This is a genomic window from Komagataeibacter intermedius TF2 (assembly GCF_000964425.1).
Taxonomy (GTDB): Bacteria; Pseudomonadota; Alphaproteobacteria; order Acetobacterales; family Acetobacteraceae; genus Komagataeibacter; species Komagataeibacter intermedius.
Genome location: NZ_BANF01000039.1, coordinates 73,370 through 90,246, shown reverse-complemented (window position 1 = coordinate 90,246; position 16,877 = coordinate 73,370). Strand labels below are relative to the sequence as shown.

12 protein-coding genes and 1 tRNA gene are annotated in these 16,877 nt (G+C 63.7%); 5 read left to right on the top strand and 8 right to left on the bottom strand.

All coding sequences use genetic code 11. The annotated features are described in order from the left end of the window. The first annotated feature begins 30 nt into the window (after window positions 1-30). Window positions 31-2,247 carry a DNA topoisomerase IV subunit A gene (gene parC, locus B7449_RS07880; RefSeq protein ID WP_039734319.1) on the top strand — a complete coding sequence of 739 codons (2,217 nt, stop codon included), beginning with the start codon at window positions 31-33 and terminating at the stop codon, window positions 2,245-2,247. A 6-nt stretch (window positions 2,248-2,253) separates the two neighbouring features. On the opposite strand, the gene B7449_RS07875 is transcribed toward parC, so the two are convergent. The 3 genes from B7449_RS07875 to B7449_RS07865 all read right to left on the bottom strand — a co-directional run bounded on the left by B7449_RS07875 (window position 2,254) and on the right by B7449_RS07865 (window position 5,723). Next, window positions 2,254-3,036 (bottom strand): arginyltransferase, encoded by a 783-nt coding sequence (locus B7449_RS07875; protein WP_048883542.1) that lies wholly within the window; start codon window positions 3,034-3,036, stop codon window positions 2,254-2,256. 139 nt (window positions 3,037-3,175) lie between these two features. Further along, complete coding sequence (hemB, locus tag B7449_RS07870; protein WP_039734353.1) at window positions 3,176-4,168, bottom strand: porphobilinogen synthase; 993 nt, start codon at window positions 4,166-4,168, stop codon at window positions 3,176-3,178. An 85-nt stretch (window positions 4,169-4,253) separates the two neighbouring features. Next, on the bottom strand, window positions 4,254-5,723 hold the full coding sequence (locus B7449_RS07865; protein WP_052279989.1) for an amino acid permease: 1,470 nt from the start codon (window positions 5,721-5,723) through the stop codon (window positions 4,254-4,256). Window positions 5,724-5,924: 201 nt separating this feature from the next. Here B7449_RS07865 and glyA point away from each other — a divergent pair, with 201 nt between their 5' ends. Continuing rightward, window positions 5,925-7,214, top strand: a complete 1,290-nt coding sequence (glyA, locus tag B7449_RS07860) for a serine hydroxymethyltransferase (protein WP_235721021.1) — start codon at window positions 5,925-5,927, stop codon at window positions 7,212-7,214. Window positions 7,215-7,239: 25 nt separating this feature from the next. Here glyA and B7449_RS07855 read toward each other — a convergent pair whose 3' ends face one another. Continuing rightward, the gene (locus tag B7449_RS07855) at window positions 7,240-8,274 is read right to left on the bottom strand and encodes a M14 family metallopeptidase (protein WP_039734316.1); all 1,035 of its coding nucleotides are present in this window, start codon (window positions 8,272-8,274) and stop codon (window positions 7,240-7,242) included. Between the two features lie 160 nt (window positions 8,275-8,434). Further along, window positions 8,435-9,538: a DEAD/DEAH box helicase gene (locus B7449_RS07850; protein ID WP_039734315.1), complete on the bottom strand. Its 1,104-nt coding sequence runs from the start codon at window positions 9,536-9,538 to the stop codon at window positions 8,435-8,437. Between the two features lie 111 nt (window positions 9,539-9,649). Between B7449_RS07850 and B7449_RS07845 the strand changes: the two genes are divergently transcribed. From B7449_RS07845 to B7449_RS07835, 3 genes are all read left to right on the top strand, one after another. Next, on the top strand, window positions 9,650-10,615 hold the full coding sequence (locus tag B7449_RS07845; RefSeq protein ID WP_039734314.1) for a mitochondrial fission ELM1 family protein: 966 nt from the start codon (window positions 9,650-9,652) through the stop codon (window positions 10,613-10,615). A gap of 38 nt (window positions 10,616-10,653) precedes the next feature. Further along, window positions 10,654-12,543, top strand: coding sequence for a hypothetical protein (locus B7449_RS07840; protein WP_039734309.1), 1,890 nt, complete (start codon window positions 10,654-10,656; stop codon window positions 12,541-12,543). 134 nt (window positions 12,544-12,677) lie between these two features. Continuing rightward, complete coding sequence (locus B7449_RS07835) at window positions 12,678-13,061, top strand: hypothetical protein (RefSeq protein ID WP_039734307.1); 384 nt, start codon at window positions 12,678-12,680, stop codon at window positions 13,059-13,061. Window positions 13,062-13,339: 278 nt separating this feature from the next. Here the strand turns inward: B7449_RS07835 and B7449_RS07830 are convergent. The 3 genes from B7449_RS07830 to B7449_RS07820 all read right to left on the bottom strand — a co-directional run bounded on the left by B7449_RS07830 (window position 13,340) and on the right by B7449_RS07820 (window position 16,827). Next, window positions 13,340-13,414, bottom strand: a tRNA-Val gene (locus B7449_RS07830). A 69-nt stretch (window positions 13,415-13,483) separates the two neighbouring features. Then, the gene (locus B7449_RS07825; protein ID WP_039734349.1) at window positions 13,484-14,995 is read right to left on the bottom strand and encodes a YifB family Mg chelatase-like AAA ATPase; all 1,512 of its coding nucleotides are present in this window, start codon (window positions 14,993-14,995) and stop codon (window positions 13,484-13,486) included. A gap of 314 nt (window positions 14,996-15,309) precedes the next feature. After that, complete coding sequence (locus B7449_RS07820) at window positions 15,310-16,827, bottom strand: replicative DNA helicase (RefSeq protein WP_039734305.1); 1,518 nt, start codon at window positions 16,825-16,827, stop codon at window positions 15,310-15,312. Between the last annotated feature and the right edge of the window lie 50 nt (window positions 16,828-16,877).

Sequence of the window (16,877 nt, the reverse complement as noted above, 5' to 3'; positions counted from 1 at the left end):
CTATCTGTTCACCTGCGGGAGGGAGATTGCATGCCTGTGGACACAACAGCCGGTCATATTGAAGATACCAAGCTGGCCGATGCGCTGAGCGAACGTTACCTGGCCTATGCCATGTCAACGATCATGTCGCGTTCGCTGCCGGATGTGCGCGACGGGCTGAAGCCGGTGCACCGTCGCATGATCTATGCGATGCAGCAGCTCAAGCTGGACCCGTCTGCCGGGTTCAAGAAATGCGCCCGCGTGGTGGGCGACGTGATCGGTAAATACCATCCGCATGGCGATGCTTCGGTCTATGAGGCGCTGGTGCGCTTGGCGCAGGATTTTGCCGTCCGCTATCCGCTGGTGGAAGGGCAGGGCAATTTCGGCTCGATCGACGGTGATAACGCCGCCGCCATGCGATACACCGAATCCCGCCTGACCGAAGTGGCCAAGGCCCTGCTGGAAGGAATCGGTGAGGACTGCGTTGATTTCCGTCCCACCTATGATGGCGAGGAACAGGAACCCGTCGTCCTGCCCGCGGCCTTTCCCAACCTGCTGGCCAACGGGGCGGCGGGCATCGCGGTGGGCATGGCGACCTCCATCCCGCCCCATAACGTGGGCGAGATCTGTGCCGCTGCCCTTGCCCTGATCCGCAGGCCGGCCATGACCACGGCCGAACTGCTGAAACATATGCCCGGCCCGGACTTCCCCACGGGGGGCAGCATTGTGGAAGACAGCGACGCCATTGCGCGTGCCTACGAGACGGGACGCGGTTCCTTCCGCATCCGGTCGAAATGGGATGTGGAGCAGGGGCGTTTCGGCACATGGCAGATCGTGGTGAGCGAAATTCCGTATCAGGTGCAGAAATCGCGCCTGATCGAACAGATCGCGGATCTGATGGAGCAGAAGAAGCTGCCCCTTCTGGCCGATATCCGCGATGAAAGCACCACGGACATCCGGCTGGTGCTGGAACCCAAGTCACGCGGGATCGAACCTGCGGTGCTGATGGAAACCCTGTTCCGCGCAACGCAACTGGAAAGCCGCTTCGGCCTGAACATGAACGTGCTGGGCGCGGACCAGGTGCCGGGCGTGCGTAGCCTGAAGGACGTGCTGCAGGCGTGGCTTGATCATCGCCATGACGTATTGCAGCGCCGCAGCGCCAACCGGCTGGCGGCGGTCAACCGTCGTCTGGAAATCCTTGACGGGTTCCTTGCGGTCTATCTCAACCTTGATGAAGTGATCCGTATTGTCCGCGAGGAGGACGATGCGAAGGCGGCGCTGATCGCAACCTTTGATCTCACGGAACTGCAGGCGGAGGCCGTCCTGAACATGCGCCTGCGCAGCCTGCGGCGGCTTGAGGAAATGGAAATCCGCGAGGAGCATGCAAAGCTGAGCGCGGAAAAACAGTCCCTGCACGACCTGCTGGAGCAGGAGGGGCTGCGGTGGAAGCGTATCGCGTCCGAGATCAGGGACATCCAGAAAACCTTTGGCAGTGGTGCGCTGGGCAGGCGACGCAGCCTGCTGGCGGATGCGCCGGTTGAAATCGATGTCGAGGCCGCCCTGCCGGTCGAACGTGATCCGCTGACGGTCATCCTGTCGCAGAAGGGATGGGTCCGGACCGTGCGCGGACATGGACAGGACCCGGAGGCGCTGAAATTCAAGGAAGGCGACGGTCCGGGCATGTCGGTTGAGTGCCACAGCAATGACCGGCTGTGCGTATTTGCAACCGATGGGCGCGCCTTTACGCTGCGTGTGGGGGATCTGCCGCGTGGGCGCGGTGATGGTCAGCCCCTGCGGCTGCTGATCGACCTGTCCAACGATGAGGACATCATTACGATGTTCCCGGTCGAGGACGCGCGCAAGCGCCTGCTGGTGTCCAGCGCGGGCCGCGGCATGGTGGTGGCTGAATCGGCCATGACGGCGGAAAAGCGTACCGGCAAGCAGGTGCTGAACCTGAAGGACGGCGAAAGCGCGCAGGTCTGCGTCCCCGCTGCGGGTGACCATGTGCTGGTGATTGGCCAGAACCGGCGCATGCTGGTCTTCCCGCTGGACCAGTTGCCTGAAATGACGCGCGGCCTTGGGGTGATCGTGCAGAAATACAAGGACGGCGGCCTGCGGGATGCAGTCGTGTTTACGGCAGCCGAGGGGGTTGCATGGCCCGATCCGGCCCGCACCCGTTCATTTGCGGACCTGAAGGATTATGTGGGCAAGCGGGCGGATATGGGCAAAACAGCACCCGCATGGGCAACCCGCAAACCGCGCGCCTGACCGGGGTCATTCCACCGGGCGGAACAGTCCGTCCGGCAGGAAGGCGCTTTCACGTGCTTCGTAATGGGCCGGGTCCAGATCGTGCCAGACGCCACGCGTCATGATCTGGGCCGGGCGGAAGCGGGCCTTGTAGGCCATTTTCCGGCTCTCGCTGATCCAGTAGCCCAGATACAGGTAGGGCAGGCCAAGCGTGCGGGTATAGTCGATCAGATGCATCACCGCGAACGTACCCAGTGAACGTTTCTGGAGCGCGGGATCATAGAAATCATAGACGGCCGACAGCCCGTCATCGAGCTGGTCCACCAGCGCGACACAGGCCAGCCTGCCTTCAGCATCGCGGAATTCGATCATGAAGGTCTCGATCGGGGTATCCTCGATCATGGCGCGGTAGTCGGGAAACGTCATGGACGCCATGTCCCCGCCTTCATGCCGGGTCTGCTGATAGGCGCTGAACAGGGTGAACTGTTCGGGCGTGGCCGTGGGCGGGACACGGGTGGCGTGTAACATGGCATTGCGGCGCAGGGCGCGCTGCTGCGTGCGGCTGGGGGTAAACCGCGCCACGGGCACGCGTATGGGCGTGCATGCGGTGCAGCTTGCGCAGACCGGGGCATAGGCAATGGTGTGGCTGCGGCGGAAACCGGCGCGCGACAGACGGTTGTGGAACGGCACGGCGTCCGGTCCGCCAATTTCGGTCACAACCTTGCGTTCCATCCGTCCTGCAAGATAGGGGCAGGGCATGGGCGCCGTCGTATAGAACAGCTGTGGATGCCGTGGCGATGTATAGGTCATGCGCTCTCACCAGCCGGGAAACAGGAAGCAGCAGCCCAGCAAACAGGAAAAACAGACTGCCCGTATGCCTATACGGTTATCATATTCTTCCTGTTGCAGGCATCAACTATCCGGCTGCGCGCGCATGCTTTTGTCGTGGTCAGGCGCGCAGCAGGCGGGCGGCGTCCAGCGCGAAATAGGTCAGGACGCCACTGGCGCCCGCGCGGCGGAACGCCATCAGGCTTTCCATGATCACGCGGTCACGGTCCAGCCAGCCATTCTGGATCGCGGCCATCAGCATCGCGTATTCGCCCGATACCTGATAGGCGAAGGTCGGCACCGCGAATTCCGCCCGCACGCGCTGGATGACATCCAGATAGGGCATGCCTGGCTTGACCATGACCATGTCCGCGCCTTCGCGCAGGTCCAGCGCGACTTCACGCAGGGCTTCGTCCGTGTTGGCGGGGTCCATCTGGTATGTTTTCTTGTCGCCCGTCAGCAGCCCGCCGGACCCCAGCGCATCACGGAACGGGCCGTAAAAGGCGCTGGCGTATTTGGCGGCGTAGGACATGATGCGGGTGTTGACCAGACCGCTCGTATCCAGCGCGGTACGGATCGACCCGATACGGCCATCCATCATGTCGGACGGGGCGATGATGTCGATCCCGGCGGCTGCCTGGTTGACGGCCTGTGTCACCAGAATATCGACGGATGGATCATTGACCACGTAACCGTCTTCAATCAGTCCGTCATGGCCGTGGCTGGTATAGGGGTCCAGCGCCACATCGCCGATCAGGCCGATTTCTGGAAATTCCTTTTTCAGCAGGCGCGCCGCCCGACACATCAGGTTGTCGGGGTTGGTGGCTTCAGTGCCTGCTTCATCACGCAGGCTGGCGGGCGTGATGGGAAACAGGGCAAGGGCAGGAATATCCAGCTTCGCCGCGGGTTCCACATGCGCAGCCAGCCGGTCGAGGCTGACACGCTGCACGCCGGGCATGGAGGAGACATCGGTGACTGATCCCGTGCCTTCGGTCACGAAAATCGGCCAGATCAGGTTATCGGTCGATAGCGTGTTTTCTGACACCAGACGCCGCGTAAACCGGTCGTGCCGGTTACGGCGCAGCCTTGTTTGGGGAAACTGACCGATATTCATCCAATCCAACTCCATCAAGGGACGGGGCGACTATGATCCTGCAGCGCCCCCGTGCCAAATTATGATCCGGTAACCTGCCCGGTGTTCAGCGCTTCGGGCGCATGGCAGGCATGACGGCGCCCAGCCGACTGTGGCGTATGCCGTATACTGCGTACACCACCAGCCCGATCGCAAGCCACACAACCAGCCGCAGCCATGTCAGCCCGTCCAGCGAGAGCATCATGACCCCGCAGCTTATGATTCCCGCAACCGGGATCGCGGCCCCCCCGGGCACCCGGAAGACGCGCGGGCGGTCGGGTTCACGCACGCGCAGCACGATAACCCCCACGCAGACGATGACAAAGGCCAGCAGCGTGCCGATGGATGTCATGTGCGCAAGCTGTTCGATCGGCAGGAAGGCGGCCAGCACCCCCGTCACTCCCATGAAGAACAGGTGACACGCGACCGGCGTGCCCAGGCGCGCATGCGTGCGCCCGAACATGGGTGGCAGCAGCCCGTCCCGCGCCATGGCGAAGAAGACCCGGCTCTGTCCCAGCAGCAGGACGAGGATGACCGACAGGAACCCGCATATGATCCCCAGCTTGACAGCTGCCTTCAGCCAGCCAAACGGCGTCTGGTCAATGGCGGTGGCCACGGGGGCGGCATCCCCGATCATGTCGCGGTAATTGACCAGCCCCGTCAGCACGAAAGAAAAGGCGATATAGATAAACGTGCAGATCGCAAGGCTGCCCATCAGGCCGATGGGCATGTCGCGCCCGGGATTGCGTGTTTCCTGCGCCACGGTGGAAACGGCGTCAAACCCCAGATAGGCAAAGAAGATCGTGCCCGCCGCGCGCAGGATGCCAGACAGGCCGTAATGCCCGAACTCGCCAGTGTTGGGGGGAATGAACGGAGTATAATTGGCGGTCTTGATATAGGGCAGTCCGAACCCGATCACGGCGGCGATGATCACCAGCTTGATGACCACCACGATGGCGTTCAGCCGCGCTGATTCGGAAATGCCGCGTATGAGCAGCAGCGACAGCACCCCGATGATGAACACGGCCGGCAGGTTGGCGATACCGTGGACGGGCTGTCCATCCACCATGCCCACGACTTCGAACGGCGACGCCATGAGGCGGGGCGAAAGGTGGATGCCCCATTCATCCAGCAGGGAGCGCATGTAACGCGCCCAGCTGACCGATACGGCCGATGCCCCCACCGTATATTCCAAAACGAGGTCCCACCCGATGATCCAGCCCGCCAGTTCGCCAAGGGATGCATAGGCATAGACATACGCGCTGCCCGCCGCCGGGATCATGCCCGCCAGTTCCCCGTAACACAGTCCGGCAAACGCGCACGCCATGGCCGCCAGCACGAAGGAAATGAGTACGGCAGGCCCTGCATTGCTGCCTGCCGCGATGCCGGTCAGCGAAAACAGGCCCGCCCCGATCGTGACCCCGACGCCAAGGGCGACAAGGCTGCCCGCGCCCAGAACGCGTTTCAGCCCCGCATCGTCTGTCGGTGCGCCAACCGGCAGCCGGCGCAGCAACGCGCGCGTCATGCCGGTGCTCATATCGCCACGCACGGGACGGCGGGGACGGAAGAAAGGAATATAACAACGGTCAAATCAGCCGGTCTCCATCATTTTGGCGTTGTCTTGACGCCACGATATGGCGCACATAGCAGGCCTGTTCCCATACGTGTCATGTCCGTTTGCCTACCCGGAAATGACAGATCATCCAATGAATGGAGAAACATAACGGTGTCGGACCCCATCAGCCAGACTGACCTCAAGCAGTTTTTCCGCGCCCCATTGACCCAAGCCGACCCCGATGTCGCCGCGATTATCGACGCGGAACTGGTGCGTCAGCGCGACGGGATTGAACTGATTGCCAGTGAGAACATGGTCTCCGCCGCCGTCATGGCAGCACAGGGCAGCGTTCTGACCAACAAGTATGCCGAAGGGTATCCCGGTCGCCGTTATTATGGCGGCTGCGTGGAAGTGGATAAGGTCGAAACCCTTGCCATTGAACGAGTCAAGGCGATGTTCGGTGCGGAATTCGCCAACGTGCAGCCCCATTCGGGCGCCAATGCCAACCAGGCCGCTTTCATGGCGATGGTCAGGCCCGGCGATACCGTCATGGGCATGAGCCTGGCCGCCGGTGGCCACCTGACCCACGGCGCTGCCCCCAACTATTCCGGCAAGTGGTTCAATGCGGTCCAGTATGGCGTGCGCAAGGAAGACGGCCTGCTGGATTATGAGGAAATGGAACGCCTTGCCCGCGCCGAGAAGCCGAAGCTGATCGTCGCAGGTGGCTCCGCCTATCCCCGTATCATCGATTTCGCCCGCTTCCGCGCCATCGCGGATGAGGTCGGGGCGTACCTGATGGTGGACATGGCCCATTTCGCGGGGCTGGTTGCGGCAGGCCTGTACCCGTCGCCCGTGCCGCATGCGCATGTCGTTACCTCCACTACGCACAAGACCCTGCGCGGGCCACGTGGCGGGCTGATCCTGACCAATGACGCGGATCTTGCGAAAAAGATCAATTCCGCCGTGTTCCCCGGCCTGCAGGGCGGTCCGCTCATGCATGTGATCGCCGCCAAGGCCGTGGCGTTTGGCGAGGCGCTGCGCCCTGATTTCCAGACCTATCAGGAAGCGGTCGCGAACAATGCCCGCGTGCTGGCGGAAACGCTGGTGCAGGCCGGATTCGACATCGTGACCGGGGGTACGGACTGCCACCTGCTGCTGGTGGACCTGCGGCCCAAGGGGGTTACGGGGCGGGCGGCGGAACGCGCGCTGGAACGCGCCGGCATTACCGCCAACAAGAACGCCATTCCGTTCGACCCCGAAAAGCCGGCCATTACCTCGGGCATCCGCCTGGGCAGCCCGGCTGCGACGGCGCGTGGCTTTGGCGCGGAAGAGTTCCGTGAAGTCGGCCGCATGATTGACGAAGTGCTGACCGCGCTGGCCGGAACCCCGGGCGAGGAAGGCTGCACGAAAACCGAGCAGGCCGTGCACGAACGGGTCAAGGCGCTGTGCGCGCGTTTCCCCATCTACGCCTGAACATGATGGTGGTCGCCCGTTCCGGTTACTGATCCGGGGCGGGCGGCCCGGCATCCGTGCGGGCGAACCTTACGGCCGTATGGCCACGGGCGGGGCGCAGATTGGGCATGACCAGCATGCACCGGTCATAGGGCGTGCGGATTTCATCACCGCCGTCATACGCCACCACCGTGCCCGCGCTGTCCACGACATGCCCGCTGTGAAAGGGCGTGACGAAACGGAACAGTCCTGTCCGGGCCGTCACCACATCGGTTACCACCATGTCGTATCGTGGGAGCGCGCCCTCCGTTCCCGCCGAAATGCCGCAGCATGGCCCGATCAGGGACAGGACGGCGTGCATGGCGCGCGTGACGGTGTCTTCCCGCCAGTGCTGGCCGGCTTCCAGCAGGCAGGCGGCGGCATTCCCTTCACTGAAACGCGGGTGATCAATCAGCCTGCACCCGCTGCGGTGCCCGCGATCGGCCACGCATACATCCACGCCACGAATGCGCCGCGCCATGGCCCGACCCGCAGGCGGCAGCCCCGACAGCACCAGCGGCTCACCCGGCCATAACATGGAATGCAGGTCCAGCAGCCTGTCCGCCGTCACGATGACCGGCAGCAGCATGCGCGCCCGGTCGAGTTCGTGCGATGTCTGGTGACTGTCCAGCATGGCGGGCAGCCAGACGCGGTTCATGTCCTCATCCACGCAGCGTGCGCGTACCGGGTTGCACGGGTCGAACAGGTGCATGGCCTCGGGGTTGGCGAATACCAGCGACAGTCGTCCCGCGCGTGGGCGGATACGGCGTCGCAGCAGGCGGTCCAGCACGATGGCGCCCGCGAATTCATTCCCGTGGATCAGGCTGACACAGACGACATGCGGGCCCGGCCTGCGGCCTTCGTAATGCATGACGCCCGGAATGCCGCAGTTTCCCGCAAGCCATGGTGACAGGTCGGGCGGGGTAATGCTGATCTTCCAGCGCGGCAGGCTGGACGGAGGGGGGGGCAGGCGCTCCAGAAAGGTGGTGGGCCGCGCCACGCGAACCGGCAGCCGGGGCGCGTTGTCCCGCCCGTATGTCATGCCAGGGCGACCCGGTCGATGGCCGCGTCTGTCCCGTCATGCGCCGGAATACGTGACTGCATGGCATGGATGTTCATCATGACTGGCAGTTTATCCACACTTTACCCTACGGCAAGACCGTGGGGACAAGGGATGTATGACAAATGTATGACCGTGCCCGTTACTGCGGCAGGCTGGCAATGCGGATGCGCTGCCCCGTCAGGCGTTCTATATCCTTCAGCGCCTGACGTTCCTCCGGTGCGCACAGGGCGACGGCAACCCCGCGTCGCCCGGCACGCGCGGTACGGCCGATGCGGTGGACATAGGATTCGGGCTGGGCGGGAATGTCATGGTTGATGACAAGGGCGATGTCATCAATGTCGATTCCCCGGGCCATGACATCGGTCGCTACCAGCACGCCCACGCGGCCCTGTCGGAAATCGCGCAGCATGCGTTCGCGCCGCGCCTGTGAATGATCGCCATGAATCGCCACGGCGGGTGCCAGCGGGCTTATGGCACGTGCAATGGTGTCGGCTTCGTTGCGGGTGCGGACGAACACCATCACGCGCTGCATGCCGTACTGCCGCAGGCAGGCCAGTGTTGCTTCGGTCTTGTGGCGCATGGGAACGAAAATGGCGTATTGCGCGATGCGCGGCGCGGGGGCGTTTTCCACTTCCATGCTGATACGCACCGGACGGTGCAGCAGGCGGGCGGCCAGTTCGGCCATGGCCGGGGGAATGGTGGCGGAAAACAGCAATGTCTGGTGCCGCGCGGGCAGGGCTGCGGCAAGGGCGAGCATTTCTTCCGCGAAACCGGGGTCCAGCATGCGGTCGGCTTCGTCCAGCACGAACTGCCCGACGGTGGACAGGTCCAGTTCCCCCCCGCGGGCCAGGTCGATGATCCGCCCCGGCGTGCCGACCACGATCGCCACCCCTTCACCCAGCGTCTTGGCCTGTGCCGCCCGCGCCGTGCCGCCGGTAGCCTGCAGAATGCGCAGGCCGCTGCCACGCGCAAGGCCGCGCAGCACGCCCGCCGTCTGGCCCGCCAGTTCGCGCGTGGGCGACAGGATCAGGCAGCGCACGCGGGTATTGCCCGCATCATCGGGCTGCATGAGTGTGGACAGGATGGGGGCGGCAAAGGCCACCGTCTTGCCGCTGCCGGTGCCTGCGCGTGCCTCTACATCCCGTCCGGCCATGACGGGAGGAATGACCTCGCGCTGGATCAGGGACGGCTGGTGCAGCCCCATGCGTGTCAGGGCGGCCACCACGCGGCCATCCAGCCCCATGCCGGAGAATGTCGGTTCTGTCTCGCTCATTCCTGCCACTTAGCGCGGCTGGGCGATGGACAAAAGGGGCAGGGCATTGACGCCCCGGTGCATGTCCCGCCACATGGGGGCATGGCAGCCTCCTTACCTACCGCCAGCGTCATTGCAGCGGACCTCGCCGGCATGCGGTCCCAGACCTTCGGGCTGGCGCGGCGCGCGGGACTGGACCCCCACCTGCATGCGCTGAGCGTGCGTGGCATATGGCGGCATGTGCCCGCCGCGTGGTGGCCCGCGCCCCTGCGTGCGGTCATGCCGCTTCATCTGGATGCCGATTACCGCAACCACCCGGTCATCAGCATCGGTGGCAGTGGCGGGGCCGTCGGCGCTGCGCTGCGCCGGCAGGGTGCGCGCGTGATACAGGTGCAGAACCCGCGTCTGCCGCCCGCCCGTTTCGATCTGGTCATCGCCAACCGGCACGACCGGATATCCGGCCCCAATGTCGTCCTGACGCGCACGGCGCTGCATGGCGTGACACCGGCGCTGCTGGATCAGGCGCGACGGGAGTGGGCGCCGTTTTTCGCCTGTCTGCCACGCCCGCTGGTTGCCGTGCTGGTCGGTGGGGGGAATGGCCGTTTCCGGCTGGGACGGGCCGAGGGCGCGAGTCTTGCCGCGCAACTGGCCGCCATGATGCGACGCGACCGGGTGGGCATTGCGCTGACACCGTCGCGCCGGACAGATCCGGCGGTATGTGGTGAACTGCAACGCGCCCTGACCGGGCCGGATGCATGGGTCTGGGACCAGGCGGGGGCCAATCCGTATCTGGGTCTGCTGGCCTGCGCGGACGCCATTGTCGTGACGGTGGACAGCGTGTCCATGATTTCGGAAGCCGTGGCGACATCGGCACCTGTCATGGTCGCCAGCCTGCCGGGGCGGTCGCGGCGGATCGGGCATTTCCTGCAGGACCTGACGCAGGCGGGGCGCATCCGCCCCTTTGCCGGGCGGCTGGAAACATGGCCTGTGACACCACTTGATGATACCGTTATGGCAGCGGAAGCGGTGCGGCATCATCTGGGGCTTGCGTCAGTGGGACAACAATAATTCTCCCGCTTGCGCCAGAAGTGGAATAAAACAGGCACATGCTAGGCATTCGTACCTTTGACCCGCGTTCAGGCGGCAATATGGCCTACAAGGCCCTGACCCATCCTCTGGCCGCGGAGAAACTGGCCCTTCTTGCCAACAGCCTGAAGGATGCGGGGCCGGTTGCGATCTATGATCCGCATGACATGGTGGATACCGTCATGGCGCTGCTGCCCGTGCCGGTCACGGTGGCGGCGGTCCATACCCATGATTCGCTGAAGGTCGGGCAGGTGCGCGCGGGCCTGCCCCTGCGGCCCGTGGTGGACATGGGGCAGGGTGCGGCACGGACCATATGGGCGCTGGATTTCAACCATGCCGCCATGGAAAGCCGCCTGTCCGGCCTGCTGCCCGCAGGGGGCGTGCTGCATACGCTCGAATCCGTGTGCCTGCCCCGGCACATGCTGTCGGTCGCACATAATTATCTGGACCGGCTGAATTTTGCCACCAACCTTGCCTTTTTCCGGGACACGGCTGCGCTGTCCACCCGCCTGGTCACCGCCAATTACTGGGCGCGGTATGGCGCACGGGCCGTCCGGCTGTGGCTGCGGCTGTTCGATCAGGACGGGCAGGTGCTGCGGACATGGGATTATGACGTGCCGGGCGATGGTCAGGCCATCATCATCGACAGTGCCGACATCCGTCACAGGTTCAACCTGCCGGAATTCACGGGCCAGCTGTTCATCCACGCGCAGGGCATAGCAGGGCACGATGTGGTCAAATACGCGCTGGAGACGCGCGGGAAGGGTACGAACGCCAGCCTGTCGGTCACACATGACGCCAATGCCTGGCCTGCCAACCGTTACGCCAACCTGCCTGCCCCGGCGGAGGGGGAGGATGTGGTGCTATGGGTCCAGAACAGCCATGCCCTGCCCATTCCATCAGGCAGCATGACGCTCAACCGCATGGGGCAGGACCGGCATGTGCCCATCCTGCCTGAACTGGCCCCGTACCAGACCATGGCCGTGCATATGCGCGATATCCTGCCCGGGCTGTCATGGCCGGAACAGATCGAATTCCGCGCCGGTGGCCATGTCGTGCGCTCGCGCTACGAAATCACGCAGCATAACCGCACGCGCATCGCTCACCTGAACGTGCAGCGTGCTGATTTGCGGCCCGATGCGGGGATCACCCGGCTGGACCCGCGTTTTTTCGGGCGTGGCTACCTGCTGCCGTTCCCGGTGCCTGATCCGGCGCGCTACCGGACGCTGCTTCTGCCATCGCCCATGGCGGAAAGCCTGACCACCCTGCCGGTACGGGTGGACTGTTTCGACGTGGAAGGGACGGCCGGACCATCGCGCTTCATGGGTTGCCTGCCGCGTGACCATGGGATGGTACTGGATGTCAGCGCGCTGGCAACTGGTCCGGGGCATGGGGAACTGCTGTATGACTTTCGTGACGGAGGGCAGGCGGATGGCTGGCTGCATGCCCTGATCCGGTATGAGGACAGGCAGACGGGCCATGCATCCGAAACCAGCTTCGGGTCGCACATATTCAATACGATCATGACCTATCGGGGGGAGCCGCAATCCTATGTCGGCGCGCCCCCGGGACTGAGCACGCGGCTGTTCCTGACGGCGGCGGGAAGTGAGCCGTTCAGTTTCTGCAGGCTCATCTATCCGGTTTCGGCTACGTGGCATGCGCAGTCGGATACGTCGCTGTACCTGCATGCAGCTGATGGCACGCAGATTGGTCATGAGAAAATCGCCGTTCCCATGTCCGGGTCGCGCGAAATCTGGCCGCATCGGGTCTTTGGCCTGTCCACGCTGGCGCGCGCGGGTGCGGGGGCCTATGTCATCATCCGTGATACGACCTGTCGCCTGTTCGGGTATCATGGCCGCATGGCGGAGGGGGACGGACGGTTTTCAGTCGATCATATGTTCGGCTTCTGACCCTGACATACACGCAGCCTCTCCCCATATGAGGGCATGGAACCCGGCATGGCCGTAATGCGGCTTTCCCAGGTGGGGAGCCGGCGCAACCATCCTGCCATGCCGAACCGAGCGGAAGGGAACCCGACTGGACCATGATCGTACAGGACACCAACTTTTTCTGTGACATGCCTGCCGACATGAAATACCTGCGTGATCGTAACCCGCCGCAGAATTTTCTTGAACAGAACATGATATTCATCCTGCCACAGCGGCTGCGCAAGTTCCGGAAAAACCTGTTCCATGTCCGGCGGACGGATGCGGATGCTACCGTCTATGCCCCCCTGTTCCAGGTACGCTGCATAACCGAATGCGACCCGGTGCCAGAGGGATATGACGGGCCGTTTGACGTTTTTCCGTTCTATACCAATCCTACCCGCAGGCGGCGGCGCACGCTGGATTATTACGTGCTGTTCCTGTTTCAGGACAAACTATCCTATGTCAGGTGCCGTGATGCGCTGGAAGGAATGTCGGCATAGGTGGTGGGAGGACTTCGCACCATCTGCTGGCCATGGCGGGGAACCCGGACCACCGTGCCGTCGATCATCGCGTATTCCATGTCGGCATCGTCCATCAGAAAGGGACGGGAAACCACTTTCTGAACGGTTCCACCAGGGCAGGGTAATGCTGCCTGTTAACGACAGGGAGTAACAGTGCCCTGGCTGGCATGTGTACATGACATATGGCGCGGGTACGCCAGATGGCAGTCCGATCCGACTGGTTAATTACTGCTTATGGAAATAAGGGAAAGACCGGATGGTGGGTGCGACAGGGATTGAACCTGTGACCCCCGCCGTGTGAAGGCGATGCTCTACCGCTGAGCTACGCACCCATCCGCTTCGGTGGGGCCTTATTAATCCAGCCGCGCAGGGTGCGCAAGGGGGAAAAGATGCAGGCAATGCTATTTTCGACCTGGCCGGCGGATGCGGTAGGCCAGGGCTTCGGCAATGTGGGGACGTTCCACGTCCTCGGCAGCTGCCAGGTCGGCAACCGTCCGCGCAACCCGCAGCAGGCGGGTAAAGCCACGGGCGGAAAGATGCATCTTTTCAGACGCCTGCACCGCAAAATCGCGCGCCGTGGCCGTTATGCGGAAATCATCTATGGGGGCTTCGGCATTCCGGGCCGCACCCTGTCTGTCATGCTGGCGCGCCACGGCTTCACGGACTCGCGCGGCCACGGTGGCGCTGGGTTCGCCGCCCGTGGTTTCGGCAATGCGGGTCAGGGGCATCGGTTCGACATGGACGGCCATGTCCACACGGTCCAGCAACGGGCCGGACAGGCGCGCCTGATAATCCTCGCCACAGCGAGGGGCCTTACGACATTCCTGCGCCGCATCGCCCAGATAGCCGCACTTGCACGGGTTCATGGCCGCGATCAGCTGGAAGCGGGCAGGGTAGGTGACATGGGCTGCGGCGCGGGCAATGGATATGGATCCCGTTTCCATGGGCTGGCGCAGGATTTCCAGCGCGGCGCGGGAGAATTCCGGCAATTCATCTAAAAACAGGACGCCACGATGCGCCAGGCTGACCTCACCGGGGCGGGCACGCGCGCCGCCACCGCTCAGGGCCGTGGAACTGCTGGAATGGTGTGGGTCGCGGAAGGGCGGCCGGGACACCGGCTGTCCGTCCTTCAGCAGGCCGCCGATGCTGTGGATGCGGCTGATTTCCAGCATCTCGACGGGCGTAAGGTCGGGCATGATACCGGGCAGGCGCGCGGCCAGCATGGATTTTCCAGCGCCCGGCGGGCCAATCATAAGCAGCGAATGGCGACCGGCCGCGGCGATTTCCAGCCCACGACGCGCGGTTTCCATGCCCCGGATATCAGCCAGGTCGGGCAGGGCGGTCAGGCCTGCATCCACGCGGGCAGGCAGTTCAACGGGGTCGATGACCTGCTGCCCACGGAAATGGTTCAGCAGTTCGGGCAGGGAACGGATGGCGAGGATATCCATGTCCTCGCTGGCCCAGCGCGCTTCCACCCCCTGGCTGGCGGGACAGATCAGCCCCAGCGACAGTCCGGCTGCCGTCATGGCGGCAGGCAGCACGCCGCAGACCGGGTTGACGCCACCATCCAGCGACAGTTCGCCCAAGGCTGCGTAACGCTGCGCCATATCGCCTGACAGCAGTCCCATGACCACCAGCAGCGCCAGCGCGATGGGCAGGTCGAAATGCGATCCTTCCTTCATCAGGCTGGCGGGCACCAGATTGACCACGATCCGCTTGGCCGGCAGGGCCAGCCCCATGGCGGACAGCGCCGCGCGCACGCGTTCGCGCGATTCATTGACGGCCTTGTCCGGCAGGCCCACGACCAGAAAGGACGGCAGACCGACGGAAAGCTGGACCTCGACTTTGACAGGAACGGCTTCGATGCCGGAAAAGGCAAAGCCACAGATGGATGCAAGCGCCGTATCAGTCATGGCATGATGATGCCGGATTGCGGGCGGCTTGGCCATGATGGAACATGGCGGACCGGACCGGATTCCGGTGCATGCTGATCCGGATCTCATTAGTTGTTGGCATAATATTTCTTATAAAACTTTTTGATGTGCGGAAGGGAGGGCATGCATGCCTGTGCCCATATCCTGTCCATCCCACCCCTGTGCAGTTTCCCGGCACGAAACGGTCCCAATCGGACAGGACTGGATGTTCCGCCATGCGGCTCCGCGTCATGTGGCGGATATGGCACAGTGACGCACGGCAGCCCATGTCGTGCGTCACTTACACTCAGCCCTTAAGCGTCATGCACCATGTCCAGATCGGCAAAGCGCGTGAACTCCCCTTCGAAGAACAGATGCACCGTCCCTGTCGGCCCATGACGCTGCTTTTCCAGGATCAGTTCCGCACGGTTGTGGGCCAGATCCATCTTGCGCTGCCATTCCTCCATCGCGGTCTGGTACTTGTCCTGTGAGTCATAGGACGTTTCCTTGGGCTGGCGCTGCTGCAGATAGTACTGGTCACGATAGACGAACATCACCGCATCGGCATCCTGCTCGATCGATCCCGATTCACGCAGGTCCGATAGCATGGGGCGCTTGTCTTCCCTGCTCTCCACCTGACGCGACAGCTGCGACAGGGCTATGACCGGCACCGACAGTTCCTTGGCCAGCGCCTTGAGACCCTGCGTGATCATGGAGATTTCCAGCACGCGGTTTTCCGCCTTGGATCCCACTGATGGCCGCATGAGCTGCAGGTAATCGACCACTACCAGGCTCAGCCCCTTGGTGCGCGCCAGCCGACGGCAGCGCGTGCGCATGGCCGACAGCGAAATGGCGGGCGTGTCGTCAATATGCAACGGCAGCTGCGCCAGTTCGCGGCTGACCTGTACGAAGCGGTCGAATTCCTTCTGCCCCAGATCGCCCCGGCGGATCTTTTCACCCGATACGCTGGCCTGTTCGGACAGGATACGGGTGGCCAGCTGTTCGGACGACATTTCAAGCGAGAAGATGGCCACCGACCCCTTTGGCTTGGCATCGGCCGGGGCGTCGCGTGCTTCCTCCATGATCGCGCGCGCGGCGGAAAAGGCGATCTTGGTTGCCAGCGCCGTCTTGCCCATGGCCGGTCGGCCCGCAAGGATCAGCAGGTCAGACGGGTGCAGGCCACCGGTTTTCTTGTCCAGGTCACGCAGCCCGGTGGTCAGGCCAACCACGTCGCCGCTGCGGTTGAAGGCCTGCTGCGCAATTTCCAGCGCATCGGCCAGCGCGCGGTCAAAGGACTGGAACCCGCCGTCCTGCCCCTTTTCCGTCGCCAGCTTGAACAGGGCTTCCTCGCTGGCGGCAATCTGGTTGGGGCCATCAAGGTCGGGTCGCGCGCCAAAGGCGTTGTTGACCACGTCCTGACCGATGTCGATCAGCTGGCGGCGTATCCACGCATCATGGATCACGCGCCCGTAGTCGGCCGCGTTGATGATGCCGACCATGGATGTCAGCAGTCTGGCCAGGTACGCCGTGCCGCCTACGGAATCCAGCACGCCGGTATTTTCGAATTCGGCCCGCAGCGTGACCGGATCGGCCAGTTGCCCGCCTTCGATACGGCGGGAAATGGCATCATAGATGCGGCCATTGACCTCATCGGCGAAATGCGCGCCGGTCAGGAAGTCGGATACGCGGTCATAGGCGCGGTTATTGGTCAGCAACGCGCCCAGCAGCGCCTGTTCCGCCTGCAGGTTGGCGGGTGGCAGGCGCTGCGAGACGCCAAGAAGTGAGTCCTTTTGCCCGGACTCTGCGGAGGGGGGATTCTGGATCGTATTCACATCCCCATCTTACCTGATCACCCCGCGTGACAGGAAGGGGCATGATGGCC